Annotated in this window: 26 protein-coding genes; 6 read left to right on the top strand and 20 right to left on the bottom strand. The window is 62.6% G+C overall.

From position 1 onward, the window contains the following. Window positions 1-153: 153 nt before the first annotated feature. The 8 genes from W930_RS0116860 to W930_RS27820 form a co-directional block, all read right to left on the bottom strand. Window positions 154-381 (bottom strand): EexN family lipoprotein, encoded by a 228-nt coding sequence (locus W930_RS0116860; RefSeq protein WP_023873421.1) that lies wholly within the window; start codon window positions 379-381, stop codon window positions 154-156. 13 nt (window positions 382-394) lie between these two features. Next, window positions 395-1321 (bottom strand): LysR family transcriptional regulator, encoded by a 927-nt coding sequence (locus W930_RS0116855; RefSeq protein ID WP_028731154.1) that lies wholly within the window; start codon window positions 1319-1321, stop codon window positions 395-397. Window positions 1322-1675: 354 nt separating this feature from the next. Next, window positions 1676-2605, bottom strand: a complete 930-nt coding sequence (locus W930_RS27830) for an inorganic phosphate transporter (RefSeq protein ID WP_051610650.1) — start codon at window positions 2603-2605, stop codon at window positions 1676-1678. 85 nt (window positions 2606-2690) lie between these two features. After that, complete coding sequence (locus W930_RS0116840) at window positions 2691-3500, bottom strand: class I SAM-dependent methyltransferase (RefSeq protein ID WP_023873418.1); 810 nt, start codon at window positions 3498-3500, stop codon at window positions 2691-2693. Further along, window positions 3497-5065, bottom strand: a complete 1569-nt coding sequence (locus tag W930_RS27825) for a radical SAM protein (protein WP_200873097.1) — start codon at window positions 5063-5065, stop codon at window positions 3497-3499. Before W930_RS27825 ends, W930_RS0116840 begins: the two co-directional genes overlap by 4 nt. Window positions 5066-5083: 18 nt before the next feature. After that, a complete protein-coding gene (locus tag W930_RS0116830; RefSeq protein WP_028731153.1) occupies window positions 5084-6493 on the bottom strand; it encodes an NAD(P)/FAD-dependent oxidoreductase in 1410 nt (469 codons plus the stop codon). Further along, the gene (locus W930_RS0116825; RefSeq protein WP_028731152.1) at window positions 6480-7778 is read right to left on the bottom strand and encodes an MFS transporter; all 1299 of its coding nucleotides are present in this window, start codon (window positions 7776-7778) and stop codon (window positions 6480-6482) included. Before W930_RS0116825 ends, W930_RS0116830 begins: the two co-directional genes overlap by 14 nt. 11 nt (window positions 7779-7789) lie before the next feature. Further along, entirely contained in the window at window positions 7790-8476 is a 687-nt protein-coding gene (locus W930_RS27820) for a hypothetical protein (RefSeq protein ID WP_051610649.1), read from the bottom strand. 525 nt (window positions 8477-9001) lie between these two features. Here W930_RS27820 and W930_RS0116815 point away from each other — a divergent pair. From W930_RS0116815 to W930_RS27810, 5 genes are all read left to right on the top strand, one after another. Continuing rightward, window positions 9002-9388, top strand: a complete 387-nt coding sequence (locus tag W930_RS0116815; protein ID WP_028731151.1) for a thioredoxin family protein — start codon at window positions 9002-9004, stop codon at window positions 9386-9388. Then, entirely contained in the window at window positions 9388-10116 is a 729-nt protein-coding gene (locus W930_RS0116810; RefSeq protein WP_028731150.1) for a cytochrome c biogenesis CcdA family protein, read from the top strand. Before W930_RS0116815 ends, W930_RS0116810 begins: the two co-directional genes overlap by 1 nt. 257 nt (window positions 10117-10373) lie before the next feature. Then, on the top strand, window positions 10374-10946 hold the full coding sequence (locus W930_RS0116805) for a carboxymuconolactone decarboxylase family protein (RefSeq protein ID WP_028731149.1): 573 nt from the start codon (window positions 10374-10376) through the stop codon (window positions 10944-10946). Window positions 10947-11125: 179 nt separating this feature from the next. After that, window positions 11126-11833 (top strand): haloacid dehalogenase type II, encoded by a 708-nt coding sequence (locus W930_RS27815; protein WP_051610648.1) that lies wholly within the window; start codon window positions 11126-11128, stop codon window positions 11831-11833. 57 nt (window positions 11834-11890) lie between these two features. Next, on the top strand, window positions 11891-12853 hold the full coding sequence (locus W930_RS27810; protein ID WP_235195552.1) for an HPP family protein: 963 nt from the start codon (window positions 11891-11893) through the stop codon (window positions 12851-12853). 194 nt (window positions 12854-13047) lie between these two features. Here W930_RS27810 and merA read toward each other — a convergent pair whose 3' ends face one another. Genes merA through merT form a run of 3 tightly spaced genes read right to left on the bottom strand, consistent with a single transcriptional unit; the run spans window position 13048 to window position 15431 of the window. After that, window positions 13048-14733, bottom strand: coding sequence for a mercury(II) reductase (gene merA, locus W930_RS0116785; RefSeq protein ID WP_028731148.1), 1686 nt, complete (start codon window positions 14731-14733; stop codon window positions 13048-13050). 58 nt (window positions 14734-14791) lie between these two features. Next, entirely contained in the window at window positions 14792-15067 is a 276-nt protein-coding gene (gene merP / locus W930_RS0116780) for a mercury resistance system periplasmic binding protein MerP (RefSeq protein WP_028731147.1), read from the bottom strand. Between the two features lie 13 nt (window positions 15068-15080). Then, window positions 15081-15431 carry a mercuric ion transporter MerT gene (gene merT, locus W930_RS0116775; RefSeq protein WP_023873405.1) on the bottom strand — a complete coding sequence of 117 codons (351 nt, stop codon included), beginning with the start codon at window positions 15429-15431 and terminating at the stop codon, window positions 15081-15083. 71 nt (window positions 15432-15502) lie between these two features. On the opposite strand from merT, the gene merR reads away from it, so the two are divergent. Next, on the top strand, window positions 15503-15910 hold the full coding sequence (merR, locus tag W930_RS0116770; protein WP_028731146.1) for an Hg(II)-responsive transcriptional regulator: 408 nt from the start codon (window positions 15503-15505) through the stop codon (window positions 15908-15910). A 61-nt stretch (window positions 15911-15971) separates the two neighbouring features. Here merR and W930_RS0116765 read toward each other — a convergent pair whose 3' ends face one another. From W930_RS0116765 to W930_RS0116725, 9 genes are all read right to left on the bottom strand, one after another. Then, on the bottom strand, window positions 15972-16430 hold the full coding sequence (locus W930_RS0116765; protein ID WP_023873403.1) for a DUF302 domain-containing protein: 459 nt from the start codon (window positions 16428-16430) through the stop codon (window positions 15972-15974). A 12-nt stretch (window positions 16431-16442) separates the two neighbouring features. Continuing rightward, the gene (locus W930_RS27805) at window positions 16443-16952 is read right to left on the bottom strand and encodes a DoxX family protein (protein WP_023873402.1); all 510 of its coding nucleotides are present in this window, start codon (window positions 16950-16952) and stop codon (window positions 16443-16445) included. Next, window positions 16945-17733 carry a DUF2063 domain-containing protein gene (locus tag W930_RS0116755; protein ID WP_028731144.1) on the bottom strand — a complete coding sequence of 263 codons (789 nt, stop codon included), beginning with the start codon at window positions 17731-17733 and terminating at the stop codon, window positions 16945-16947. The genes W930_RS27805 and W930_RS0116755 overlap by 8 nt, the downstream gene beginning before the upstream one ends. Beyond that, the gene (locus W930_RS0116750) at window positions 17717-18622 is read right to left on the bottom strand and encodes a DUF692 domain-containing protein (RefSeq protein ID WP_028731143.1); all 906 of its coding nucleotides are present in this window, start codon (window positions 18620-18622) and stop codon (window positions 17717-17719) included. Before W930_RS0116750 ends, W930_RS0116755 begins: the two co-directional genes overlap by 17 nt. A gap of 59 nt (window positions 18623-18681) precedes the next feature. Next, window positions 18682-18924, bottom strand: coding sequence for a DUF2282 domain-containing protein (locus W930_RS0116745; protein ID WP_235195554.1), 243 nt, complete (start codon window positions 18922-18924; stop codon window positions 18682-18684). Window positions 18925-19241: 317 nt separating this feature from the next. Continuing rightward, entirely contained in the window at window positions 19242-19799 is a 558-nt protein-coding gene (locus W930_RS0116740; RefSeq protein ID WP_023873398.1) for an RNA polymerase sigma factor, read from the bottom strand. Window positions 19800-19860: 61 nt separating this feature from the next. Then, window positions 19861-20109 (bottom strand): hypothetical protein, encoded by a 249-nt coding sequence (locus W930_RS0116735; RefSeq protein WP_028731142.1) that lies wholly within the window; start codon window positions 20107-20109, stop codon window positions 19861-19863. A 65-nt stretch (window positions 20110-20174) separates the two neighbouring features. Next, entirely contained in the window at window positions 20175-20621 is a 447-nt protein-coding gene (locus W930_RS0116730; RefSeq protein WP_028731141.1) for a DUF6789 family protein, read from the bottom strand. 112 nt (window positions 20622-20733) lie between these two features. After that, a complete protein-coding gene (locus W930_RS0116725) occupies window positions 20734-22704 on the bottom strand; it encodes a relaxase/mobilization nuclease and DUF3363 domain-containing protein (RefSeq protein WP_028731140.1) in 1971 nt (656 codons plus the stop codon). Between the last annotated feature and the right edge of the window lie 318 nt (window positions 22705-23022).

The raw sequence follows: 23022 nt of genomic DNA, 5'->3' as shown, positions 1-23022 counted from the left end.
GTTCGGTCAAAGGCCGTTATGGCCGTGATTCAGGCCGAAAAAGCCAGATTTCTTGCAGGAGCGAAAGCCATAAGAACGCAGCGTGCACGAACACGTTGCGGCGTGATGAGGTCACGGCGAAAACTTTGTCGCTGCGAAGCGACTACAACAAGGCTACTTGGACTTCTGCTCAGGTCGATCACCGAAGAAACGGCGATTGGCGGCTTCAGCCGCACGGCGGCAAAGTTCATCGCCGACCTTCTCACGATCTTCCTTGCATTGCCGTTGAAGTTCCTTGATGCGCTCAGGATTGGCGACGAGCGCGTCCACGGTTTCCGAAGGTTGAGAGGGGCCACATGCCGTCAACGTGGCGGCCACCATCAGCAGCATCACTTTGTTCATGGTTACAGGTCTTTCATCGGATGGGTCGGGAGTCGTCGGAGGTATCGAGACCATCCGCCGAATCAATGTAAGACACTCGTTCAATGAACCGGGCCAGCATCTCAGAAGGCTCTGCGTTACGGCGCAGCAGATAGGTGGTGAGCTTCGGCGGCCGCCCCGCCAACGGCCGGGCTACGACACCCAATTCGCGGCTGGATGCGATGTGCGCCGTGCCTGCCAGGCCCAGTGCGAGCCCAGCGGAGACCAGGGCCATCATCAGATCGAACGTAGCGACATACTGCGCAATCAGTGGTTCTTGCTCGTGCTTGCGCAGGATGCGATCAACCTGCCGCGCATGGCCTTCGCATACCGCCGGGTCGCCCAGTACCAAGGGATAGCGCAGCGCCTCCCCCAGTGGAACGCGCCTGAATGCAAGCACAGGGTGGCGAGCCGGCACCGCCACCATCAATTCGTCCTCCCAGGCCGGGCAAGCCAGGATGCCATCGTCCATCTCATCGGCCATCGAAAAACCAGCGTCGTAGAGATCGCCGTGCAGGCCTTTGATCTGCTCGGCCAGTGGCACCTCGAACAGCCGTATCTCGATCTCTGGGTCTTCCTCGCGGCATTGAGCCAACAGGGCTGGCAGGCGCGATGGCGTAATGCCGTCGGACAAGGCAATGCGCAACTGGCCGTGAAAACCATTGGCAGCGGATTTAACGCTATCGCGAGCTTGCTCCAACGCAGCAAAGATACGTGGCACGTGCTCCAATAAAAGTTGGCCTGCGTGGCTCAGTTGTGTACTGCGGGTGGTGCGAACGAAAAGGCGAGCACCAAGTTCTTCTTCCAGCTCCTTGATGGTACGGGATAGCGGCGATTGGTCAATGTGCAGTCGTTCGGCAGCGCGGGCAAAATGGAGCTCCTCCGCGACTGCAAGAAAGCATCGTAGATGACGTAGTTCCATGTTCGTGGATCGCACTACAGTAGCGGCTTGCGTTCGCTGCGAACCCGAATGGCCTCCATCAGCCCCACAAGCCAGCAGGCAGGACATCCCCGCATGAAGTAGATGGCCAGGGGCAGTAGCACCAGTGCCGGCCAGAAATACGGTGTCAAAAAGATTGCACCCGCAATGGATGCTGCTGCCAAGACGCCACGAATCAGTTGCGCCGTCACGGAAGTGCTGCAGTACATGATGAGCCCCCATCGCCTGAAGCGGTCTGTTGAGAGAGACGCCGGTCACAGGGAAGAAGGCCGCCGTGGGGTCGTTCTTCCCTGTGGGTACTTAGAAGAGGCACAAAAGTGCCAAAACGGTTCGCGCTTAAACAAAAAAGTTCGCGGCTGCATGGGTAGGGGTGGATGGCCGTGAAGGGGGCCCGCCTGATGCGGCGGGACATCGGGTGGGCAAGGTCGTCGGGTCACCTGAAAACGACGTAGCTTGCATATCGGCGACCCGCCAGCCGCCGATGTCCATCGAAACGACGACAAGCGTCGTGGCCGAGAACGCGCCGAGGTTGCCCGCAGCAACCATCAGCGCGGCGATTTTCGACGTGTCGTTGAGACCCCGCGTGAAGCTGACGGCCGCAGCACTGGCCAGATGCAGCCGATCGATCCAGACGCTTGCATCGACTCGTGCGATTTGGCGCGTCATCGGAGCGCTGCAGACCGGATCGTCAACCGGCGTGATCGTGACGCACGGCTCGCTCTCAACGATCGTCTTTCCGTCGGTGGCGAGGACGGCGGATGACGGGCGCGCGCAGACCTGCGCAGCATCAGCGCGAACCTTCATGCGGCTCAGCAATGGTGTCAAGATGAACGCCATCGCCGGAGACACCAGCAGTGGAAGCAGCATTTCCCGAAATGCGGTCGCTGCGTGAACTTCGGACAGCGCTGCGCCGAAGCCCGCGCCGACCAGACCGCCGAGCAGCGCATGGGTTGTCGAAATCGGTAGCCCGAGTCCCGTCGCCAGGCCGACTGTCAGCGCGGCACCGACGCCCACGGAAGCCAGGAACGGCAGCGAACTCGTGACTTCCGCCGGGATGATGCCCTTGCCGCTGAAGGCGGCAAGCAGGCCATTGGCGAGAAATATCGACAGTATTCCGCCGGCAGCCGTAGCCAGTGTGGCGAGCGCGATGGCGGTGCGGTACCCGGCAACACCGGATCCCAGCAGCGTGGCCGCACCCTTGATGTTGTCGTTGGCTCCGTTGACTGCCGCCAGCAACGCCATCACCAAAATGATCGTTGTCAACATAGTCCGAATGCCCCCGCCGGCGCGGTGATTGGATGAAGTGGGCCGGCGCGGCGGCCCAGGAGGACTGGAAGCGGCGTTCGAATGCTTATGACTTGACGCCACAGACAATCGAATAGCCCAGTTTTTCCTGTCTGATGGCTTCGAGAGCGGCCTGTGCCATCGCCTTTGCGGCCGGCAAATCGACGTCGGGCAACGCAAGCTTTTTCAATCCGGTCATGATTTCGACGCCTAGCAGCTTCATGCGTATTTGGTGAACCATCTCTGCCAGGGCACCGTCATGGGCTTCCGTCCGGCTCACGCGAAAGCCCGCGCCCATCAGATAGTCGCTGTAGCTTTGCAGCGGCTGAGCGTCGGCAATGCAGGCGACCCATGCGAGCAGCCCCTCCAACTCCTTCGGCAGGTCTGTAGCCCGCGTCAAATCGCTCAGACCGACTGCGCCAGTGCAGCACAGAACTCTGGCGAATTCACGGGCGGCGGACGACTTATCCGGGAAGGTACAGAAAGCGCATTCGCAGACAACGGCGTCAAAAACTCCATCATCGACGGGTATTCGCTCGGCATCGGCCCGCTGGAAACGTACTCGTGGCGCGAGTCCTTTCGCGGCAGCAGCGGCCATGGCCTGCTCGACGTTGTGCGCGCTGTAGTCGATCCCGACAATCTCGCAGCCGAAGCGCTCGGCGAGAAAAATCGCGCTGGCGCCTTTGCCGCAGGCCACATCCAATACCTTCGATGTGCCATTGAGCCCCAGCAGAATCCCCAGCCGTTCCGTAAGTGCGAGACCGCCGGGATGAAAAGATTCGCCCAGCAGGACTCGCGCCAAGTCGCTCTCATACAGCTGCGCGCAGCACTGCTTGATGTTTTCGTGCCCGGCTGGGGCCGTGCCCCCCGGGTTCATGGGGTCTTCCGCGCCTTGGACGGCGCTGCTTGCATTGGAAAGCTGTTACCCTGCGTGAAATCGAACGTGACCGGCTGCGGCTCGTATTTGCGTCCCTCGGCGCGGGCGCGCCGGCGCTCCGGCTCCTGCGCTTCGAGTTGTTGCCTGGCTTGCTCGCGGTATCCAACGGAGTTGTAGGCGCAAAAAGGAACCTGCTTGCCGCCCGGCAGGAGGAACTCCTTGCAGCACTTCATGAGATTCTTTTGATTGAAGGTCCAAGGGTCCATGAAGTCTTGCAGCATGATCATGATCATGTGTTCCGCCAGGTCCCCAGCCGTCAGCCCTTCGGGAACACCGCAGGCTTCGCAGGAGAACTTGAGCTGGTTCGAGGACTTCTGTGAGCCCGCAACCGATGCCGAGGACCACAGCCCCTCCAGAGCCCCTTTGATCTGCAGATCCGGGTCGGGGATCGCGCGGTTGGTGATGTAGTCGAGATAGTCGTTCACGTTCACGATACGCGGCAGCGGTGTGACCTGATCGCCATCCACAAAAGCATAGGTCACGGCGTTGCAGGTCGGAAAACAGCAGGGCACCGGCACAAAATCGGTGGATCTAAACATTCCCGCCGTTTGCTCCTCGATCAATTTCACGATGTCCGGGATGGTCATCCGCTGCATGGGATCGTGGCGCGGATGGCGCCCGGCGTGGAAGGCCGGCTGGAAGTTGACGCCCCGGACGGCCGGATGCTTGATCGCGAACTCGACGATGTGGCCGATTTCGTGTTCGTTCACGCCACGCTCGATGGCCGGAACGAGCGTGACGGTCAGTCCCACAGACGCCAGCCGGTCGAGCGCCCGGATTTTCTCTTCCAGAATGTTCGGTTCGCCGCGCAAAACACGGTAGGTTTCCGATTCGAATCCGTCGAACTGGAAATAGAACGACGGCCGGACTTCGGCCAACTGCGCCAGAAAGCGGTCGTCCTTTGCGATCCTCTTCCCGTTTGTATTGATCATGACGTAGGGAATGCTACGCGAGTTCGCCGCCCGCACGAAATCGATAATCTGCGGGTGCACCGTCGGCTCTCCTCCGGAGAATTGCACGATCTCGGGATTACCCTCGGCTCGTACATAGTCATCGAGTATCTGCTCGACTTCTTCGAGCGTGAGGCTGAAGCCCGTGCGCGCCGAGGCAAAACACAACGGGCAATCCATATTGCACGCACTGTTGATTTCGATAATGCCTACACAAGTGTGTTGTTGATGGTCCGGACACAGGCCGCAGTCATGCGGACAACCGTGGCGCAGTTCCCCGTTGAAGGCGAGCGGGATGGTGCCCGGCTTGTTGTACCGGCTGAGAGAAACATACGCGTCGGCATCGCCGTAGACCAGCCCTTCGAATGGCCCGCACACTGGACAGCGCTTGCTCATGTAGACCTTGTTGTCGCGCAAGAGAATCTTGGCGTCGATCACCTTCCGGCACACGGGGCATATGCTGCGCGTCAATTCGTAGAAAACATAGCCGGCGTCTTTCTTGTTCTTCGCCGTCGCGGTGGTATTTTTCGATTCTGACATGGTGTCGTCTTTCACAAAAAACTCCTGTTTTAACTAACGAGTGACTTTGGAGAGCCACCGAATGGCATCTCCCGAAAAACCGGAGAGTGTCCGCGCCACGGTCATTTTGGCCACCAGTTGCTGGACAGCGCTTGAATAGCTTGGGTAGGCGTGTATGGGGCGGGCCAGGTCCGAGACATTCATCCCGTGTTCGATGGCGAGGATGAATTCCGTGACGATTTCGCCCGCCCGGCTGCCGACCACCGTCGCCCCGACAATCTTGCCGTTTTTTTTCGCAATGACTTTGATGAAACCGTCGCGCTCGTTCTCACAGATGGCGCGGTCCGCGCGACTCATTTCGGTGCGCTCAACCGTGACATCGTCCGCAAATCGTTGCCGCGCCTGCTCCTCCGTGAGCCCGATATGGGCGACTTCGGGATCGGTGAACGTCACCCAGGGCACGAGATCCGTCAGACCCTTGCTGCTTCCCGGAATGAGCGCGTTTCGCGCGGCAAGAAATGCCTGCCATGCCGCCAGATGCGAGAACTGATGCCGGCCGGCCACGTCCCCGGCCGCGTAGATGTGCTTGACGTTCGTCCGCAGTTCGTCATCGACAGGGATGCCCTGCTCGGAATAATTCACGCCCGCTTTTTCGAGACCGAGATCGTCCACGGCGGGCGCGCGGCCGGCGGCCACCAGCAGCAATTCCCCGCGATCTTCGCCCGCCTCGGTCGCGACGACGATCTGATCGCCATCGCGCCGCACGATTGTGGCGCGGCCGCGCACTATCTTCATGCCGTCGCGTTGAAGAACGGCCTCCATCACGTTGCGCACCTCTGGCTCGTCCTTGGGCAGCAAGCGCTCAGCGACAACGGTGACCTGCGCGCCCAGACGCTGATACGCCTGCGCTATCTCGATGCCTATAGGCCCGCCGCCAATGACAAGCATGGTGCGCGGCAAGCGCTCGTTGTCAAAAATATCCTCGTAGGTGGCGAACGGCACGTCTTCGATCCCGTCAATGGCCGGAACCTTTGGACGGGCGCCAGTTGCGACGAGGATTTTTTTCGCGCGCAGGCTCCGCTCTGCGACGGCGATGGTGCGGGGATCGACGAACCGTCCCGGCCCCAAAATAACGTCGATGCCTTTTTCCCGCAAAGCTTGTGGCGTATGCGACGGATAAATCGCCTGAATCGTCTGGCGCACATAGTCGCGCACGCGTTTCATATCGACGACGGGCGCGCTCGTGCCGATTCCGAACTGTTCCGCGCGGCGCACGTCATGCGCGATCTTCGCTGCCTTCAGCAGAGACTTGCTTGGGACGCATCCGGTCCATGTACAGTCTCCCCCGATGCGGCTTTTCTCGATCAGTGCGACTCTCGCGCCAAGCTGCACGGCAAAATTGGCAGCCTCCAGACCGCCTGCGCCGGCTCCAATGATGGCGAGATCATAGTCATCGTGCGACATGGAAAGCCTCCTCGGGGCGCAGCCGGTTGAGCAGCACAAGCGCCACGAGCGCCATCGCCAATGTGCCCAATATAAGACCGTCCACCGCAAGCCACCGGCCCAGCCCTGCGGCCAGTAGTGAACCCCCGATCGCCCCGATACCCAGCAACATGGAATAGATGCCCATGGCGGCCCCTTGTCCGGCCTGAGCGCCGACGATGCCTGTCAGCAAGGCCAATGCCGCCGGTGTAAATCCGCTTTCGACCATGATGCCGACGGCCGTTACCATGCCTATCGCCCATTGCAGGTAGGGGCTCCAGGCCCCAGAATGATTGAGCATCAGGAGTCCCGCACAAACGCAAAGCATGGCGACCAGAGCAATCCGCAGCACGCGTTGGAGCGGTACGCGCGGCAACACCACGCTCCACAGGCTGACGCCTGTACCGAACACCAGCGCATAGCCGAGGAGCAGCCACCCCATACGCTGCGGCTGCTCGGCAAAGATTCCGGCCAGAAACTGGCCGCTGTGCGGCTTGCTGGCCATCAGAAAGCTCAAAGTTGGTCCGAGCCACAAGCCGATAATCGCATTGACGCAGACCCAAACTGGCGCAAGCCGGCGTAGAGTATGATCGCTCAACGCCCGCCAGAAGCCCGCGATCGCCGCCTGTCCGTCATGCGCTCGACTCCCCGCTGTGCCGTAGTGCAGCAGGGCGCTGCATAGCAGGTAGGCCACGGCCAATACCGTGAAGGCATCTCTATGGGCAACACGCCATAACTCGCTTCCCAGCAGTCCCCCGAACGCCAGCCCCGCGAGCAACGACACCTCGAAATAGCTCATCACCCGCGCCCGCAGCGGCGGGTTTCGATCTGTCATATCCGTCAGGTGGGCAAGCATGGGCGGCGCGGTCGCCGCGGCGCTGAGTCCTTCGGCGGCGCGGCTCAAAAAGAAAATGCCGGTCGATCCTCCCATGCCAAACATCTGCATGGCGGCGGCGCCAATCACGGCTCCGCCCGTCATCAGCGCGCGCGGCGACAATGCGTCCGACAGCAGACCCATCGGCAGGGCGCCCGCCACCTCGGCGACGAACGAGATCGTGCCGAGCGTGCCGACGAGCGTGGTGTTCACGGGGGCTCCGTTCTTTGCCATATCGGCAAGAAATAGTCCCGTCAGGACCGAGCTGGCGCCGCCGGCTATCCGCATCAGCGCATTCCCGAGCAGCAAAATGGTCAAGCGCGCGCCATACGGATGGGCCGCTGTCGCCGCCTTGGCCGACGTGTCTTTAGAACCCGGTTCTTCCATCTGCATGTCCACCGCCTTCAGGCGCTTGAGGCAGCTAGCTCACCAGCCAGCTTTCCATCGAGATCAAGTGAGAGTTCCGAAAGAATCTCAAGTGACTCGTCTGCGAGCACTTCGCTACCGGCAAAGCCAAATAGGACACGGTCACGTTCCTCCAGCAACCCGCGAATCTCGCCAGCGTAGAGGCGAATGACGGACTGCACCACGGCATCGACATGCGGATGACCGGTGTTTAATGAGATCCGACCGAGCAAGGCGGCCGTGGACGAGGCGGACAGCATCGAGTCGCCGGTGACCCAACTGTTCACCGTGAACAAGCTGGTGGGCAGGCCCTTGGCGTCGAACCCGATGGCAAGGAGATGCCGGGTGTCGCCCTTCTTGATCGGCGCTCCCTCCAGACGCGAAAAATGCACCTCCGATTCGCTGTGGGCACTCAGGAAACGTGACCAACGCTTGCGCCTGGCAAACAAATGGATGTGGCCATGCTCGGCGGAACTTGAACGATCCTGCGGCGAGTGCGAGTGATAGAACCATTGGAATCCGCCGCTGGGGTCGATCGCGTCGTCCTCTGGGTAGTGCGCCCATTGCGTCGGGTGTTCCCCTGCGAGCAAGCTGCCAAAAAGATGCTCGCCGCGCTCGGCGAGGCTTGCATAGGTCCCCAGCAACTGCAGGCCAGCGGCGCGAACAGCACCGCTGGCGGCAGGCATGGCGGATCTTGTCCGAGCCACTCAGGTCAGTTCTTGGCGCCGCACTTGGGAGTGCACTTCGGGGCGCATTTCACGCCACACTTGGCGGCACATTTTTTCGCCCCGCACTTGGCGGCGTGCTTCTTCGCCCCATGCTTGGCGGCGGTTTTTTTCGTTCCGCACTTGGCACCGCACTTGCCAGCACATTTCGCCGCGCACTGGGCCATGCCCGCCTTGGGTTGGCACTTCGCAGTGTCGCTCGTCCCCTGCGCGGCAGCGGGCAGCGCAAGGGTAGCCGCCGTCAACGCGGCCAGGGTCAGGGATGCAAGTTTCGAAGATGTTTTCACGGGTGTTCCTCTGTGGTGGGTGAATCGAGATCGCAAAAGGCTGCCTCGCCCTACTAAGAGGTGACCGAGAGGGCCGTTGGGTTCGCGTGGCGCGAAATATTTTTCTCGGCACCCGCGAACCGTTTTGACCGTATTCCAGCTCTTATGACAAGGCGGCCCACCCGGTAGCCGAGTTCCCCCCTTACAGGACATTGCACCCATGAAGCTGCGCACGACCATCTCATTTCTCGCGCTCTCCGCGCTGGCAGGTATCGCCAACGCAGGAGAAATCAAACCGTTCAGCCAGGTCGAGTTCGACCGCCTGACACATGCTGGCCAACCCGTAGTGGTGGATGTCAGCGCGACGTGGTGCCCCACGTGCAAGGCGCAAAGGCCCATCCTGGAAAAGCTGATGAAGCAGCCCACCTACAAGGACGTGACCTTGCTGACCGTGGATTTCGACAGCGAAAAGAACACCGTTCGGGCGTTCAAGGTGAGCATGCAAAGCACGCTGGTGGGCTTCAAGGGCACCAAGGAAGTGGCCCGCTCGGTGGGTGACACGACCGAGGCCGGCATCGACGGCCTGATTCAGAAAACCGTGCGCTGATGACACTCGGCCTCGGTTCCTACGGCTTCGGCCTGCTCGCGGGGGTTCTTTCGACGCTTTCCCCCTGTGTTCTGCCCATCGTGCCGATCTTGATAGGTTCGGCAGTAAACGCCCATCGGCACGCGCCGCTGGCCCTGGCGGCGGGCCTTGCGCTGTCCTATGCCATCGTCGGCACGGCCCTGGCCTGGGCAGGCGCCTCGCTTGGCATCGACACCTCAATCTTCCGTGGCCTGGGCGCGGCCGTCCTGGGAGTGCTGGGTGTGGTGCTCATGTCCAGCGTCCTCCAGCAGCGCTTCGCGTCGCTGACATCGGGCATCGGCAACGCCGGAAACAACCTGCTCGCGCGCGTTCAACTGGATGGGCTAATGGGGCAGTTCGTAATCGGCTTGGTGCTCGGCGTGGTCTGGAGTCCCTGCGTGGGGCCGACGCTCGGGGCCACCATCGTCCTGGCCAGCCAGGGCACGAACCTGGCGCAGTCCTCCCTGATGATGGCGGTGTTCGGCGTCGGCGCAGCGCTGCCGCTGGTGGCCCTTGCCTATGTATCGCGCAGCGCCATGGGCCGCACCCGATCCAAGCTCATGCACGCAGGCAAGACCGGAAAAATCCTGTTGGGCGCGATCATGGTGGCCTTGGCCGTCCTGATCCTGACGGGCACCGACAAGCCGATGGAAGCATGGCTGGTCGAGCATTCGCCGGCTTGGCTCACGCAACTGACGACGAGATTCTGAGCCATGCTCGGCCCGAAGTTCACCGTCATTTCGACCGGGTAACGCCATGACAGGTATTTTGGACAGCATCGCGCGCAAGTGTGGGGCGGGACTGAGCCGCTACCTCAGTCAGCCTCATTACGTGCAGGCTGTGTGGACGAGATCCTTTATGTCCGGCACCGCAGCCTGTTCGCCCCGCGCGACTTCGGTGTTTCACCCTGCTTCGCCATCATCAAACCCAACCTGGAAGCAGGATTTCTTTCTACGAGGACCAACCCATGAACGCCAAACTGACACTCCCCCTGGTTTCCGAAGACACCGCCGACGAAAAGGCGCTTGAAATGCTGAGCAACACGCGCAAGAAGATGGGACGTATTCCCAACATGTACGGGGAAATGGCCAACGTCCCCGGCGCGCTCTCGACCTATCTGCATGGGTACGACTGGTTCCGCAAGGAATCCGGCTTCACGCCGGCCGAGCAGGAGGTCGTATTCCTGATCATCAGCCGGGAAAATGCCTGCCACTACTGCGTGGCCGCTCACAGCATGATCGCCGAGAAGGTATCCAAGGTGCCGCCGCAGACGATCCAGGCGATTCGTGAGGGCGGGACGATTGATGATCCGAAGCTGCGCGCCCTAGCCGAGTTCGTCAAAGAGATGGTGCAAACGCGGGGCAACCCGTCCCAAGGAAGTTTGCAGACCTTCACCAGCGCAGGCTACAGTCAGCAGCAAGCCCTACAGGTCGTGCTCGCCATCGCCGTCAAGACGATCTCTAACTACACCAATCACCTGTTCGATACGCCGGTGGACGCGGCTTTCGCGTCCTATGTCTTGCCGTCGGAGACGAAGTGAGCACACGGACCGGAACGAGCACGGCAAGCGGAACGGGCTCGGGTACATCGCAATTGCCCCGATCGAGCGGCCAAGCGGCCCTGGCCTGCTTCGCTTGTATCGACCCGGGGCCGGCGTTCCCGCCAGGTCGGGCAATTTCGCTGCTGATGCGGACGTGCTCATTTCATTGAGAGATTGTTATGCACATCAAGGCACTGACATTTGACACTGGGGGCACGATCCTCGATTGGCACTCGGGTCTATTTGGCGCCATCGAGCGTGTCGGCCAGCGGCGCGGCCTCTCGGTCGACTGGCATGAAGTCGTGAACGACTGGCGGCGTCGCGCCATGAAAGCGATCGTCGGGCAGCTACAGCCTGAATTCAACATGGACGATGTACACCGTCGAACCCTGGACGAGTCTCTTACGCACTTCGGGCTGAAGGAATTCACCGCCGATGACCGGCATGAGGTGTGGAGTGCCTGGCACGCTCTGGATACCTGGCCGGACTTCCCGGGCGCGCTGGCCGAGCTGAGGCGGGAACTGCCTGTGGTCTCTTTCACCATGTTGCCCACGTCGCTGGTCGTTGACGTGTCGCGCAAGAATGGGTTGAACTGGGATGCCGTCATCTCTTGCGAGATGATCGGCGCGTACAAGCCCCATGCGCAGGCCTATGCCACCGCCGCGAAGTGGCTGGATCTGCAGCCGTCGCAAATTATGATGGTGGCTTGCCACAACTTCGACCTCAACGCCGCGCACAAAGCCGGATTCCGCACCGCATTCGTGTACCGGCCCGAAGAATGGGGGCCGTCCGGTCCACCCGACCCCCACCCAAACATGGCTTACAACCTCGTCGAAAACGACTTCGATGGTCTCGCCCGCAGCATCCTTGAAAGGAAAGCAAGATGAATGCGGCTCTTGCTTCCTATACCGTGCCGGCGGAGCTGAAATAGGTGTTGCCGGGGGATGCTGCGCGTAGAAAGCATGAGATTGTTTCGTATCCGGCGGTCGTCGCCCCCGCCGGGGTTCTTTGGCGAACTGCTGACGGCACTCTACATGGGAGCGATCGCGTGGATCGCTGCCGCCACGCAGGTTCACTACATCCTTTTCCCCGAACTGGGCGCCCTGGCCCATGACGTGATCAAGCGGCCACACGGCACCTGGGCCAACGCGCCGGGGATGCTCGTTTTCACGCCGCTGCTCACCGGGCTCGCAGGAACAATCCTCGTCCGAAGCATGGGCAGCGGAATCGTGCCAATTCTGCTGGCGACTGTTGCCGCCATCCTCATCATCCGCGTCTTGCGGTCGCTGATCGCCCCGGCCATCTCGGCGGGCGTCCTGCCGATCTCGCTCAACATCACGAGCTGGTACTACCCGGCATCGTTGCTGGTCGGGCTGGTATTGCTCGCCGCAATCTCCCTCATCTGGCGCCGCATCGTTGCGCCGCCGCCAGTGCCAACCCCTGCCGATGTGGCCGACGACATGACCGAAGAAGCGCCCCGCAGCTATGCTTGGTTTCCTGCCTTTGTGGTCTTCTTGGTCGGTACGGCCGTGCTGGCCGAAGTCACCGGGTGGCGGCTGATCCTGTTCCCGCCGCTGATCGTGATCGGCTTTGAAATGTTTGCCCATTCGGATGTTTGCCCTTGGGCCAGGAAGCCGCTCTTGCTGCCGATTGCAATCACCCTGAGCGCACTGGCCGGCGTTGCATTGGTCACGACCTTTGGGGACGCGCCGCTGGCAGTGATCGCCAGCACGGCATGCGGCACCCTGATCTTGCGGGTATTCGATCTGCATGTGCCGCCGGCGCTTGCCGTGGGCCTGCTGCCGTTCGTCATCCCGGCCGTCGATTACAAGTTCGCTGCCTCCGTGGGCATTGGCACCTTGTCACTGACCCTGCTGTTCCTGATGTGGAGCAAGCTACGAAAATAAGTCTCTCACCATCCTGAAGGCTAGGCGCACCGCTCCAGGGCGTGGACATCGTAGAGGCCATGGCCGCCTTCGGTATGGCCCGCTGGCACGGGCAAGACGCGCAGCACATCGTCGCGCACCACGCTTACGCCCGCGTCCTGCGCCATCTTGGATACCGCGTAGATGCTTTCGGTGAATCTCCTTCCTTGCTTCTGCTATCCCGCGCAGCAGGACAGTTGCTTCACGTCCTTGCTGAAGGTCTGCGCGGCGAGCTTCAAGCCCTCGACCATCGTTAGGTAGGGAAACAACTGGTCGGCCAGCTCCTGCGCCGTCATCTGGGCACGGATCGCCAGCGCCGCGGTCTGGATCAGCTCGCCGGCCTCCGGCGCGACCGCCTGCACGCCAATCAGCCGACGGCTGCCTTCCTCGATCACCAGCTTGATGAAGCCGCGCGTGTCGAAGTTGACGAGCGCACGCGGCACGTTGTCCAGCGTGAGCAGGCGACTGTCGGTCGCTATGCCGGCGTGGCGCGCTTCCTGCTCGCTCAAGCCTACGGTGGCGACCTGCGGGTCGGTGAACACCACCGCCGGCATGGTGGCGAGGTCCAGCGCCGCGTCACCGCCGGTCATGTTGATGGCAGCACGCGTACCGGCCGCCGCCGCGACATAGACGAATTGCGGCTGGTCGGTGCAGTCCCCGGCGGCGTAGATGTCCGGGGCGCTGGTGCGCATGCCCTGATCGATGACGATGGTTCCTTGCGCATTGACGGTGACGCCAGCAGCATCGAGATCGAGGCTGCGCGTGTTCGGCGTGCGGCCGATGGCGACCAACAGCCGGGCAGCGTGCAATTCGCCAGCTGAAGTTGTCAGCACGAATTCACCGTTTGCATGCTCGATTTGGCTGGCCTGGGTGTGCTCCAATACCTCGATGCCTTCGGCGCGGAACGCGACCGTGACGGCTTCGCCAATGGCCGGGTCTTCGCGCAAGAGCAGCGTGCTGCGCGCCAGGATCGTGACCTTGGAACCGAGCCGCGCGAAGGCTTGCGCCAGTTCCACAGCCACCACCGATGAGCCGATCACGGCTAGGCGCTCCGGGATGGTGTCGCTCACCAGCGCTTCGGTCGAAGTCCAGTAGGGCGTGTCCTTGAGGCCAGGGATCGGCGGCACGGCGGAGCTTGCGCCGGTAGCGACCAGGCAGCGGTCGAAGCGCACGATGCGCTCGCCGCCATCGTGCAGCCGTACTGTGAGGCTATGGCCGTCGTTGAAGCGCGCTTCGCCGTGTAGCACGGTGATTGCGGGGTTGCCGTCGAGGATGCCTTCATACTTGGCGTGACGCAGCTCATCGACACGCGCCTGCTGCTGAGCGAGCAGCTTGCCGCGCAGAATGGCCGGTGGTACGGGCGGCAGGCCGGTATCGAACGGGCTTTCACGGCGCAGGTGGGCGATATGGGCGGCGCGGATCATGATCTTCGAGGGTACGCAGCCTATGTTAAGGCAGGTACCGCCGATGGTGCCGCGCTCGATCAGGGTTACATGCGCCCCTTGTTCGACCGCCTTCAGCGCCGCCGCCATTGCTGCCCCGCCGCTGCCGATGACGGCTATATGCAGCCTGCTACTTTCGCGACCGGCCTTGCTTCCGCCGTCTCTCCACTCGCGCACGCGGTCGAGCAGCTCGCCACTCACGGGCGCGGCCGGCGCGTCGGCCAGCGCCGCGCGATAGCCGAGTCCGGCAACGGCGGCGATCAGAGCGTCGGGCGAGGTGTCGGAATCGAGCGCCAGTTGGGCACTGCCTTGGGCATAGGACACGTCGGCCGACTGCACGCCGGGTACGCTTTCCAGCGCCGCCTTGACATGGACGGCGCACGAGTCGCAGGTCATGCCGGTGATTGTCAACTGTGTCATGAGGTCCTTCCTCTTCAATTGGTGGTGGCCGGCAAGGTCGCAGCCAGACCGTACCGGCTCAGCGCTTGACGCTGGACGGATAGCCGGCGTCTTCGGTGGCCTTGGTCAGTTTCTGCACGCTGGTCTTGGCGTCGTCGAAGGTAACGACCGCTTGGCGTTTCTCGAAGGTCACGTCAACCTGGCCGACGCCCTCGACCTTGGAGAGCGCTTTCTTGACCGTGATTGGGCAGGCCGCGCAGGTCATGCCAGGTACGGACAGTGTGACGGTTTGCGTAGCCGCCCAGGCCGGTGCGACGATGACAGCGAGAGCGAGCGAGGCAAGCAGCTTGTTCATGATGGACTCCTGATCAGTAGAAGAATGGCAGCACATAGGGGAACCCGAGCGCGACCACGACCAGCGCGGCCACGATCCAGAAAATCAGCTTGTAGGCGGTGCGAACCTGCGGAATCGTGCACACCTCGCCCGGCTTGCAGGCTTGGACCGACCGGAAGATGCGCCGCCAGGCGAAGAACAGGGCGACCAGCGCAGCGCCGATGAAGAGCGGCCGGTACGGTTCCAGCACCGTGAGGTTGCTGATCCAGGCCCCGGAAAAACCCAACCCGACCAGAACCAGCGGCCCCAGGCAGCAGGTCGAGGCGAGGATAGCGGCCAAGCCGCCGGCGGCGAGCGCGCCGCGGCCGTTTTGCGCTTCCGACATCAGGTTCTCCTTTCTGGATTTCGCTTGATGCTGTAACGTTACTTCCGTAGTCAAGTACGGAGTCAAGCGAAATGGAAACCGATTTGGAAAACCTGACCATTGGCGCTTTTGCGAAGGTGGCCGAGGTCAATGTCGAGACGATCCGCTTCTATCAACGCAAGGGCTTGCTGCTGGAGCCGGCCCGGCCCTATGGCAGCATTCGCCGCTACGGCAGGGCCGACGTAGCGCGGATGAAGTTCGTGAAGTCGGCCCAGCAGCTGGGCTTTAGCCTGGATGAGATCGGCGATCTGCTGAAGCTGGAAGACGGCATCCATTGCACCGAGGCGGCCGAACTCGCCGCGCTGCGGCTGGCAGACGTGCGCACTCGTCTGACCGACCTCATGCGGATCGAGACGGCGCTGTCAAAACTGGTAGACGAATGTTGCGCGCATCACGGTCAGGTATCCTGTCCGCTGATTGACGTGCTGCATGGTGGCTGAGCATTCTGAGAAAAATGCGTCTCTCATCGTTCTGAATGCCAGCGAAGTCGAGGGAGTGCGGTCATTTCTGGATAGCCTCTTGCGTCAAACCTCCCAACGCCTTGGACAGGTTCTCCACGATGGGGCCACAGTTGTCGGCGCCGTGGCGTGACGCGAGATACTTCGGGTCGTTGTAGGTGAGCCAGACGCTCCCGGTCACGTCTTGCCAAGCCAGTGCCTTGAGCGGCAAGTCGATGCCGGCGGACTGCGCGCACTCCATCAGGGGCGTGCCGCCCTGAGGATTACCGAACACTAGAAGCTCGGTCGGTCGCAAGTTCTTGCCGATCTTCCTGGCGCCCTCCGCGTGATCGAGGCGAAGGAAGATGTTGAGGCCCCGAGACTTGGCGGCTGTCTCGAAGCGGTCGATCGTTTCCTTGACGCTGTACGGACTCTGCACGGTAATCAGCCCTTCGGCGGCTCCGGCCGCCGAGGCGAAGCAACAGGCCATCAAGAAGATGGGGGTGATGCGCAGTGCAAGCATTTTCACTTCCTTTCAATTTGAAGTCGTGCGAAGCCCGAAGTAGCCGCGAATCCAATGGTCAAGGGAAAGCCGGCCTGGCCCGATGGCGATCAATGCAATCGCCATAGTCGCCCAAGGCAGATGAAAGTTCGCCCACCCCTCCGGCACGATGAGCTGGATCACTGCCGTCATGCCCAGCAGGCCCAGGGCACTGAAGCGCGTGGCAAGACCAAGAATCAACAGGATCGGAAAGATGATCTCGCCCGAGCCGCTGGCGAACGCGAGCACATCCGGGAAGGGCAGGTCATAGACCTGCCCGAGGATGTGCAGCTTGAACTCCTCCTGGAACAGAAAGCTCGCGGCCGGGGACAGCGACAGAAAGCCGTCCCATTTGGTGAGGCCGGACTTGAAGAAGGGCAACGCCAAGGCCACCCGGAGAAAGAGCGGCGCGGCCATGCCGGCGGCCTTTGCCATCCAATGGAGCACGCAGTTCACCATGCCCGCTGCACCAGACCAACTTTTGACCACTTGCGTGTTACTCATATTTGTTCTCCTCGGCTTCCAGCTCGAAGCCGACAAAGGCACCCATCTGGATCAACTCCCGCAGGTTCTCCGACAGGTCGAAATCGCCGTCAGCGGCGAGGGTTATTTCCAAGGCCTCAGATAACGTCAGCCCCTGGCCGAGCGCGGCCACGAAGTCATGGCTCGCGGGCAGCACGCGGCGAACGTCCACCTCGGCGTTGGGACGCAGCACCATCGTGTCCTGCGCTTCGGAAAGATCCACCGGTGCCGGCGTGCCATCAGCGGCGTTCATTCGCCAGACCGTGAAGGCTGGGAATGGCGAGCGCATCAGGCGAACGGATGGGTGGAGCCTGAACCTTAGTCCCGGCGTCTGGTCCGGTGGTACAGCCGCGAGCACGCTGAGCGTCAAGGGAGCCGCCTCGCGCTCGTGGTAAGCCTCGGTCGCGGCGCGCTCGATGCGGGCCACGTCGGCTAGATAGGGCAAGGATTCGGCGGGCGGGAAAGACGCGATGAAGTCCGGGAACTCGGCGCCGTAGTGCAGCAGCACCGGCGAGTCGGGCAGCGTGGTGGCCGCGAAGACGCGGGCCATCGCGGCAAAGAATTCGTCTCCGACCAGCCTGACGACGCGGGGAAAGCCCGCGCGCAGCGCCTCGGTCAGCCCGACGAAGACGTTGTTCCGGTAGACGGCAAACCGCCGGGCGCTGGTCTCGCCATCGGGGCCGACGAGGCCCGCAGGTACTCCACGATCGGGGTCGAGCAGCGCCGAGGCAAACTCCTCCAGACGTTCAGCCAAGCGTGCCATAGCGCCGTTTCTCCGCGTTCGACATATCCATCAGCACTTCGGCCATCATCGCCTCTGCTTGCAGCTCGGCCCATGCGGGCACGTTGGAGTCCCATTCAATCAACGTGGGGACTGGCCCGATGCGCTGGATGACCTGCCGAAAGAGGTTCCAGACCCGTTCATCCACGTGCTGGTCGTGCGAGTCGATCAGCAAGGGGCGCCCCTTCTCGTCCTCTTGGCGGGAGTGGCCGGCCAGGTGAATCTGCTGCACGTGGCCAAGGGGGAAGTCTCGAATGTAGGCGTGTGCGTCCCACTGCTGGTTCGTGCTCGCCACGTAGACGTTGTTCACGTCCAGCAGCAGGCCGCATCCGGTTCTTTGAGCGATCGCCCGAATGAAATCCGTCTCGCGCCAGGTGCTCTCCTGGAACCAGAGGTAGGTGGATGGGTTCTCCAGCAGCATTTGCCGGCCCAGGACGGTTTGCACCTGGTCGATGTGCTGGCAGATGTGGTTCAGCGTTTCGCCGGTGTAGGGCACCGGCAGCAGGTCATCGAGGTAGCCGGTGCCGTGCGAAGACCAAGCAAGGTGTTCGGAAAACAGGGCGGGTTCGTACCGCTCGTTCAGCGCCTTGAGGCGCTGCAAATGCGCTGGGTCGAGCGGCCCGTCGGCACCGATGGACAGGCCCACGCCGTGCAGCGACAGGGGGTAGTGTTCACGGATAGCCGTCAGGTAGCGATGCGGCGGTCCGCCGGCTCCCATGTAGTTTTCCGCATGGATTTCAAAGAAACCCATATCCGGCCGCGTCTCGATGATGGCGCGGTAGTGGTCGGCCTTGAGGCCGACGCCCGCACGCGCAGGGATTCCCCGCCCAGCGGCGTGCGCAGTTGGGTGAATGCCCATGGTGATCCTCATGCTTTAGCGTAGGGGCGGGCGAGGCGAAATGCCACCGCCCACCTATTCGGAAGCCGGTATCAGCTTTTGGCCGTGAGGCTACCTTTGCCGGCAGGCGTCGAGATCGACGTGCAGGTACCCTTGGCAACGAGCTTCCAGGCGTTGCCCTGGTAGTCGGTCATGCTGGTGCCTGCACAGGTCGTTCCGGCACCGGCGAAGCAGTCGTTCTGTCCCTTGAGCGCAACGCCGTAGCACTTCTCGAAATGGCCCGTCTTCATTTTTTCCATGTTCTTGGCCTGGGCTTCCTTCTGCATCTTTTCCATGTCGGCTTTGCTCATGCCCATGTTTTGGGCAAAGCTGGGGGTGGCTACAGCGCCGAGCGCGGCAACGAAAGCCGTGGCGACGGCGGCGGACAACATACGGTTGGACATGTCACTTCTCCTGAAGGAAAGAAGCAGCCGGTGAGCTGCGGGAACAGGCCAGCAGTTGCAAGCCTCAGCGACTAAGAGGAGGCGGCCGGGCAAAACGGTTCGGGGGAGCAGAAAAAAACCCTCATCCGCCAGCCGAAACCTGACGTATGAGGGTTGTCCGCGAGAGGAGCGTGCACCCCTGCGGTCGCAAGGGAGTGCGGCTCGTCTGGCTATTTCAACGCAGCGCGGTGTCCCGAAGACGGCTCCGTACCGAGCATGTATTCACGCACCAGCTCACGGGCACGATGCAGTCGGCTCTTGACCGCGCCGGGCTTCTCGCCCAACTGCTGCGCGATCTCGGCGATGGTCAGTTCCTTGAAGTCACGCAGAAGCACGACTTCGAGGTAGTGCGCTGGCAATGATTCCAGGGCGTGAGCGAGGTCAATTCTCAGATCGTCGGTCGGTCGGTGCAACAGCAACTCCTCGGCCAGATCGTCGGGCAGCGGCTCATGCTTGAACATCGCTCGCGCGAGCTTTCGACACTCGCGCTTGATCACGGTGAATAGCCAGGAAGAGAAGGCGGCTGCCGCCTTGAGACCCTTGACCTTGCGCGAGATGATCAGCAACGACTCCTGGATCGCATCATCGACGTCGCTGGCGTGGCAGTGTTTGTACGCATAGCGGCGTGCGTCGGCTTGACAGACCGCGAGAAGGCAGGTGATGGCGGCCGCATCGCCCGTCTGTGCGGCCATGATCAGGTTGTCGCGGTCACTTACGTGGGCGCTCATGATTGATCTCCCGTGTCTGATTCAAAGCATACCCAGCAAGAAAGCTGAATGGGTAGATGGATCAGCGCACTCCCGGCTGTCCTATCAGCATTTCGCTCCCATTCTTGGGCTCGCGCTTTCTGTTTCTCATCTTCTGATACACGCCAGTGGCAATCAGGGCCGGCGCCGCCACAACGCATGTCGGGCATACAAAGCCCGCGAGAATGGCCGCCACCGTGGCATAGCCGCCGAGTCCCAGGCCCAGCCCGAGATAAAGCGTGCTGTTGTCCGGGCTCTCGCTTTCAGCGGTGGTTTCGATTTCTTTCGTCATGTTGATACTCCAAGGCGGTTTTCATTCATTGCGGCAGATGGAACTACGAAGACCTGGCGGATGAATTAGCGCACGCTGGCTGAGAGTCGGCCATAGGTGTAGCCCAGAACGGCGCCCCAAATGAGGTGCATCATCAGAGTCATTACCGGAGCCATCATACCGAGCTTCAAGCCGAACAGGCCCGCGCCGGCCATCGGCATCGGCAGGAGCATCATCATTAGCCAGGCCAATGCGGAGAAGGACATCCCCTTGAGCAGCGCGTTCCCGCCCGGTAGCCGGTCATACAGCAGCCTGAACAGGATGCCCCACAGGACGGTGCCGATCATGAAGTGCGCTAGCCATCCGACCATGGGGGAATCCGGCATCCCCATCTTCATGTGCGCCATGCTGCTGAGCATGTCCACCGGGTTCAACTCCGGCATCACGCCCATAGCGGCCTTCATCAACATCAGCAGCGACAACACCACGGTGGCGATGAAGCCGGCCGCCATCGAGCGGACGTAACATTTCATGATCTCTAGCTCCTTTGGTTGGGGATCGTTGACCCGGACTCGGGTGGAGGCACCCACGGCTCCCACTTGCCCTATAGAGGCGCTGAACGGCTAAAACGGTTCGGTCGATCCACTAAATTGCTGGGCCGAGCTGTCTCCCCCAACTCCAGGACACCCCGCCACCATGTACCGTCGCGGCAAGCTGCCGCCCCAACTGCTGCTCGATCACCGGCTTCCACGGCACCAGGCTGAACCCCCTGCCGTCATCCAGCATCGCGTAGCGCCCACTGGCAAGAATCACGCTGCGCCGGTAGATGCCGGCCACGCGCTGGCCGTCGGACACGGGCCGATGCTCCAGGCCGGTTTCGGCGACGATGGCCTTGGCAGCGTGTGCCAGTTCCCGGTTGCGCAATGTGCCCAGCAGGTTGCGCGCCAGGATCACGCGCTGGCCGCGCCGCTCGGCCAGTCCCTGTTCGGCCAGGAAGTCGGCGCGCTGCTGCATCGCCTGCTTGGCCTTTGCGCCAAAGCCCAGGTCGCCCAGGCCCGGGCCGCCGCAGATCAGTTGCTGATCGAGCCAGGTGGCCCCTATCACGCGGGCCTGCCGCTCGATGGGCAAGTGCGACTTCAGTTCCACAGCCACGCCGCCCAGGCGCTGCGCGTCATACTGGCGGCCACGCTCGGGCAGGTCGTCCGGCACCTTCCATAGACCTTCGGCGACACGCTCCACGATGCCGGCCCGGCGCAGGGCTTCCAGCCGGCGGACATGGGCAGCTACGACTTCCTGCGGATCGCGGCCGGGCACGGCCTGACCCTGCGCAATCGCGAGGTGATGGTCGGTACGGTACAAGCCATCGCTCACCAGCGCGGTGATGGTCTTGTCGGCCGCGCGCACGTCGGCTGAACCCTTCACTTTCACCACGGCGCCGGCCGGATAGTTCGCCAGCTCGTCGCCGGCTTTGAGCGCGACGTAATGGGCCTTGCCGTCCACCCCGTCGATGACCAGATAGCCCCGGTCGCGCAGCTCGTCGGCCAGCCCCTTCGCGGCCACGCGGCCGAGGATGGTTCGACCATCGTCGCCCGGCTCGAACACCGCCAACTCGCGCGGCTCACCGCGCATGGCTCGCTGCATGGTGCGGATGATGTCGCCACGCTCACCCAGTGCGCGCAGCGTCTTTTCTGCATCGGCATGGACGGCCCAGGTTCCGGGTTGCGTCTCGTCGGCCAGGCCCAGGCGCTGCAAGCGTTGCAGACGGTCGATCAGCAGCAGGCGCTGGCGTTGCAGCCGCGGTTCGTTGAAGCGTTCGATCTGCACTCGGCCGTCCTCGCCAACCTCGCGGTGCAGGGTGCGATCCAGGTTCGTCCACCGTTCCTGCCCCACCTCGCGCTGCAAGGTTTGCTGGATCTCCAACTCGGTGCGCGGCCCCAGCCATTCGGTCGCCAGCTCGGCAGCGCGATGGCGGAAGCCGTTGGCGATGTAGTCGCCCGCGATGATGAGGTCTTTGCCGGTGTCGTCGCGTCCGCGCAAGACGATGTGCGTGTGCGGGTTGTCGGTGTTCCAGTGGTTGACGGCCACCCAATCGAGGCCCGTGCCCAGGTCGGCCTCCACGTGGCCCATGAGGTGCCGTGTGTAGGTGCGCAGGTCTTCCAGCTCCGCGCCATCCTCGGGTGAGAGGATGATGCGGAAATGGTGCCGGTCATCGGCGCAGCGTTCCTTGAAGGCGTCGAGGTCGGCTTCATCCGTCTGCGGCCCGTAGGTTTGACCAGGCTCGCCATCGCGGCCCACGCCATCGCGCTCGATGTAGCGCACGTGCTTGGCGAGCGACTGCGGGCTGGCCCGCTGCTGATTGACCAGCAGCGTCTTGATGGTCACGCGTCGCGATAGGGGCGTCAGCTTCGCCCCGGCGAAGCGCACCGTCGTGTGTCCGCGCCCCAGGCGCGAGCTGGGCCGCTGGCCAGTGCCACGCGCTGACGCCGGGCGACGCATCGAAGACTTGCCGCTGCTGGCCTTGCCTGCCTGCTTGAGCACCTTGGAGACGAAGCCCTGGCCCTGGTTCTTCGGGGCGCTGGGGCGAATGCGGAAATCGTCGTCGCGGCGGTCGGTCATGGCTGTGCTCCCTGCAAGCTCTGGCGTGTCCGGTCGTGCGAAGCACGCGGACATGCCTGCATTGGCGCGGGCCTCGCGCCACAAGCGGCACGGCGGCGAAGCCGCATCGTGCCGCGCCCCCCCCACGTGCAACCTGGCTTTGCGGGCCGGCAGGTGCCGCACCCTTTTGTCTTGCCTTCCGCCTTTGCCCCTCGCTCTCGCTCCGGGCCTCGGCGGCCCGGCGGCGCCGCTGCACCAGCAGCTAGCCCGCCGGCGAACGCGCCGATGGCCGCAGGCCAGGCACGTTCGAGGCAAGACGCCTGCACACTGGACGGCTGC

The sequence above is a fragment of the Pandoraea sp. E26 genome (assembly GCF_000681415.1).
Taxonomy (GTDB): domain Bacteria; phylum Pseudomonadota; class Gammaproteobacteria; order Burkholderiales; family Burkholderiaceae; genus Pandoraea; species Pandoraea pnomenusa.
The sequence above is the reverse complement of the archived record's forward strand: the minus strand, read 5'-3'. Positions and strand labels throughout refer to the sequence as shown.